This window comes from Saccharomonospora halophila 8 (genome assembly GCF_000383775.1).
Taxonomy (GTDB): Bacteria; Actinomycetota; Actinomycetes; order Mycobacteriales; family Pseudonocardiaceae; genus Saccharomonospora; species Saccharomonospora halophila.
Genome location: NZ_KB912485.1, coordinates 26,585 through 31,726, shown reverse-complemented (window position 1 = coordinate 31,726; position 5,142 = coordinate 26,585). Strand labels below are relative to the sequence as shown.

2 protein-coding genes are annotated in these 5,142 nt (G+C 69.6%); both read right to left on the bottom strand.

The features are described 5' to 3' along the window. Nucleotides 1-103: 103 nt before the first annotated feature. Nucleotides 104-4,162 carry a ThuA domain-containing protein gene (locus tag SACHA_RS0102090; protein WP_028662803.1) on the bottom strand — a complete coding sequence of 1,353 codons (4,059 nt, stop codon included), beginning with the start codon at nt 4,160-4,162 and terminating at the stop codon, nt 104-106. 61 nt (nt 4,163-4,223) lie between these two features. Then, the coding region (locus tag SACHA_RS19890; RefSeq protein ID WP_019806817.1) for a multicopper oxidase domain-containing protein at nt 4,224-5,142 on the bottom strand (919 nt) is incomplete at its 5' end.

Below are 5,142 nucleotides of genomic sequence, written 5' to 3'. Positions count from 1 at the left end.
CGCCGCGCGTGCGCCGCCAGGCGGGTGGGACCTCCCCGCGCCGCCGTGGGCGCGGGGATGCCTAATCGTGGATACATCAGCTCGTCCCTCTCGTACCGCCGGACTACAGGGTCCGGACGCGGATGTTGCGGAACTCGATGAGGTCGTTGTTCCCGTGGTTCTGCAGACCGACGAACCCGCTGGCGAACTGCCGCTCACCGGTCGGCGGGTCACCGTCCCGCAGCGAGTCCTTGCCCGGACCGTTGTCGAACTCGTTGATCACCTCACCGTTCCGGAGGATGGTGTACTGCTGGTCGACGACCCGGATCTCGTAGTCGTTCCACTCCCCCTTCGGCGTGGCACCGGAGTCGGCCAGGTCGACGGGGTCGAAGTTGTAGATCGACCCGGTCTTCTGCGGTTCCCCGGACTCGCCGTCGTAGATCTGCACCTCCTGTCCGCAGTAGACGGCCACCCACGCCTGGGAGGTCCGTGCGGCGCCCTGGGTGGAGCAGCCCTCCGGCCGTTCCTCCAGCGGCGTGCGCGGGTCGGGGAAGCGGACGAAGACACCGCTGTTGGCGCGGTGTCCCTCCGGGGCGACGTCGCGGAACTTGAGCTTCAGGGAGAAGTCCCCGAACTCCTCGGCGGCGTACCAGAGCATGCCCATCCCGCCGGAGCTGCGCAGTGATCCCTCATCGGTGATCTCGAAGTGCCCGCTGGGCGCCTGCCGCCAGCCTTCGAGGGATCCTGCCGTGCCGTCGAAGAGGTGCTCGTAGCCGGAGTCGCCCTTCTTGCCGATGTCCGACTTCGCGGCGGTCCGGGTCAGCATGCCCTTCTCCTTGCCGCTGATCACTCCGTCGGCGCGGAGCGTGTTCGCGACCTCGTTGACGTGGTTCACGAACGCGCCGTGGTTGTCCCAGGTGCCCTCGTCGTCGATGAGGTCGTTGATCGTGCAGCCGCCGCCGACCTCGGCGTTGGCGACTCCGCTGTCGGCGTCGCGCATCCACACCGTGGCGCGGTCGTCGGGCACGGCGCACGCGACGGTGACCTCGGTGCTGGTGGTCGCCGTCTCCCCGTCCGCGTAGGTCACCGTGAGCGTGGCCGTGTAGGTGCCCGTCGCGGCGTAGGTGTGCCTCGGGTTCGCCTCCGTGGAGGTGGCCCCGTCGCCGAAGTCCCACTCGTAGGACACGCCGCCGGAACGCGCACCGGTGAACGCCATGGTCAACGGCGAGCCCTGCACGGCCGTGGCCTCGGCCTGCGGCCGCGGCGTCGACGCCCCGCCGTTGTAGGTGACGCGGATCAGCTTCTGGTTGTCGCTGAGGCTGAAGAACCCGCCGCCGTAGTCGATCATGTAGAGGGCGCCGTCCGGACCGAAGTCGGCGTCCATCCAGCTCTGCAGTTCCCGGTCACCGCCGCCCATCGGGATGATGTCGCGGAGGTCCTCGGCGTACAGCGGGGGTGCCGCCTCGTCGACGGTGTCCGGGTCCACGGTCACCGCGACACGGTTGTTCGCGTTGGACTGGTCACCGAGCAGCCACTTGCCGTCCCAGTGGGCGGGCCAGGCGACGCCGCTGTCGGTGTCGGTGGCCGAGCGGTGGTACGTCGGACCCGACATGATGGCCTGGGCACCGCCGGTGAGGTACGGCTGGGTGTAGGTGGCCTCCTCCCGCACGTAGCTCGGCACACCGCCGCCGTCACCCCGGTCCGGGAAGACCGGGCCGCCGCCGTGCGGCGAGTACCAGATCATGTTGCTCCGGGCGTCCGGGATGTCGACCAGTCCGGTGTTGCGCGGCGACGTGTTCTTCAGGTCGTCGCACTCGTACCAGCCGGTGAGCACGGAGGCGTCGGTGTTGCTGCGGTCCCGGTAGGGCTGCTTGTCGCCCATGCAGTAGGGCCAGCCCTGGTTCCCCGCCGAGGTGATGATCGTCGCCGTCTCGTACTTGGCCGGCCCGAGCTCGGGGCTGGGCTCGAACGCGTCGGGCCCGACCCAGGCGGCGGTCAGCCAGTCGTTCTCCCGGTCGTACTGGATGCGTGCCGGGTTACGCACACCCATCACGTAGATCTCGGGCCTGGTCTTGTCGGCGGGGTAGTCCGCCTCGGGGAAGAGGTTGCCCTCGGGGATGGTGTAGCTGCCGTCGTCCTCCGGGTGGATCCGCAGAATCTTGCCGTTGAGGTCGTTCGTGTTGCCCGATGTACGGCGAGCGTCCTGGAAGGACACTCCCTTGTAGTCCTTGGTCCAGTTGTTGCCCGAGTAGCCCTCGGAACCGCGGGAGGAGTTGCTGTCCCCGGTGGCGATGTAGAGGTTGCCCTCGTTGTCGAAGTCCATCCCGCCGCCGGCGTGGCAGCAGCTGTGGATCTGGGTGTCCCACTGGAGCAGGTCGACGCGACTGGCCTTGTCGATCGTGGACGTGGCGTGGTCGTAGGTGAACCGGGAGACCGTGCGCTTGCCGATGCGCTTGTCCGTGTCGATCGAGCCGTACGGCATCCAGTAGACATACATCCAGCCGTTGTCGGCGAAGGAGGGGTCCAGCGCCATGCCGAGCAGACCCTCCTCGCTCTTGATGAGCTCGTCGCCGCTGCCGCGGTTGCCGAACACCTCCAACGTGGTCAGCTTCGTGACCTGCTCGGTCTCCGGGTCCCACTGGTGGAGGGTGCCGCAGCCGAGACCGACGTTCTCGTTCTCCCAGTCCGGGACCGGACCGGAGGCGCACGCGGCCTTGCCGACGTAGAACACGGTGCCGTCGTCGGCGACGGTCAGGCCGTGCATCTCGCCGTGCTGGTCCAGCTCACCCTCGGCGTTGGTGCCGCTGAGCCGTTCGACCTCGTAGTTCTCCGCGATGGTGGCCTGGCAGTCACCCCGGACGAGGCCGGTGGTCCAGCGCAGCGCGCCGAGCAGGTGGGCACGGAATTCCTCCTCGTCATAGGAGGCCGCGGTGCCGCCCATGCCGGTGTAGAACGACCGGCCGCCCTGGTAGTCGTGGCACCACGAGATCGGGTGGAACGCGCCGTTGCCGTTCGCCCCCGCGTCGTACGTGCGCTCCTGCACCTGCGCCACGGTGTGCACCGACCCGGTCGGGTTGTTGTTCCAGTTCAGGAACGCGTCGGTACGGGTCCACGTCGCGGGCAGGTTCTCGGTGGCCGGATGCCGCCGGTCGACCACGCTGACCGTGGCTTCCTGGGGCTGCGGCCCGGCATCCGGTGGCGGCGTCGCGTCGGCGGTGTACAGCTCGATCTCGGCGAGCTGCGTCGCGCCCTCACCATCGTTGGCGGTGATGTCGAGCCGGTAGTAACGGTGGGAATCCTCGTTGTCGAAGCGGAACTCCCGTGTCTGGAACCGGTCGGGGAAGTCCTGGCCGGTGCGCCGGTCCAGGTCGGTCCAGCTCTGGCCGTCCGTGGACCCCTGCAACGTCCAGTCCTTCGGGTCACGGCCGGGGAAGTCGTTGGCCGAGGTGAGCGCGTAGTGCGAGATCGCGGCCGGTTCGGCGAGTTCGAGCGTGACCTGCCCGCTCCCGCCGAAGGTGAGCCACTTGGTGTTGTCGGCGCCGTCGACGAGTTTGTCGGCGGTCTCGTTCGGCGGGTTCTCCCCGCTGGCGGTGACGCCCGCGACCTCCTCGGGATCGGGTCGGGTGCCCGCGGGGCGGGCGCCGACGAGGTCGGTGAACCACTCGGAGCGGGCCTGCGCCCGGGCGGCGTCGCGGACGCCGAGGAAGCCACCGCCGTCGCTGACGTAGGAGCGCAGCGCCGTCTCCTGGGCGTTGTTCAGTTCGGCTCCCTGCGCGGACAGGAACACCACGCCACGGTGGGCGCGCAGGTTCTCCGGGGTGAACACGCCCGGGTCGGTCGTGGTCTCCACCGCGATGTCGTGGGCGGCGCCCAGCTCGCCGAACGCCTCGGCCGCGCGGGCGACCGGGTCGTCCTGCTGGTCGGTGGGACCGTGGAAGACCAGGACCGAGTCCGTCCCGTCCGCGTCGTCCGTGGCGCCTCCCGCGTCGTTGCGTGCGGGTTCTCCGGCGGCACCCCGTTCCGGGCCGCGCGGGCCGTTCGGTGGCCCTGCAGCGCCGAGGCTCGGGGCCGCGGCGAGTCCCAGGACCAGGGTCGTCCCCGTCAACAGCACCACACCGCGCCGCAGCGGCGTCGGCCCGGTGCGTCTCCGGCGGGGTAGAGCTGACCATCTCCGTCGACTCATCTCTACTCCTTACTCGGGTGTCGGCACGCCGGTCCCGGCGTGCCGTCGTTCTTCCGCCGACTCAGCCGCCGGCGTGCCCGTGGTAGCGGTCGAGCGCCTCCCGGGCGCCCTCCGGCATGCTTCCGTCCGCGTTGCGGACCAGGAACACACCGGCCATTCCGCCATCGGAGTGGAACTGCACGTGGCAGTGGTACATCCACGCACCGGGTCCCACGCCGTCTCCCGCGATGACCTGGAAGCCGAACGAGTCGCCGGGATTGAGGTCGCGGTTGTCGATCACCCGGCTCGGGTCGTTGGGTCCTTCGAGGTAGCCGGTGCGGTTGTCCGCCCACCGGTGCGCGTGCACGTGAAAGGTGTGGAAGTTGTTGCCGTGCCCGATGGCGATGAACTCGACCCGCTCGCCGAGGTCGGCCTCCAGCACGGGGACGTCGGGGGCGACCCGGTTGTTGATGGTCATGTCGTTGAACACGACCGTGAACTGCCGGTCGGGCAGTACATCGCCCTTGCGGCGCACGACGAGCGCACCGTACAGGCCCTTACGCAGTCCTTCCGTCCCGTGTGGAGTGCCCATCGCGTGGTCGTGGTAGTGCCAGTACCCCGCACTGCCGGGCATCCAGAGCTTGCCCGGCCCCTTGGACGGGGCGCGCGTGCGCCACACGTAGGTGCGGGTCTCGCCCGGCTCGTTGAACGAGCCGTTGAGCGGGGCGCCGTCGGAGTCGACGCTGTAGTCCACGCCGTGCGGGTGGATCGACAGCTGTCGGTCGGTGGTGTTGACCAATTCGATTTCGAGGGTGTCGCCCTCCCAGATTTCGAGCACGGGCCCGGGGACGGTGGCTTCGCCCCGCTGGAACCCGTACCCGATCATCCCGTCGGGCAGTTCCTCCGCGTACATCGTGATGCGGCGGGTCCGGCCGCCGCCGTTGCCGCCGTTGCCGTCGCCCCGGCCGTTGCCGGGATCCGCCGTGGCGGCGGCCGCACCG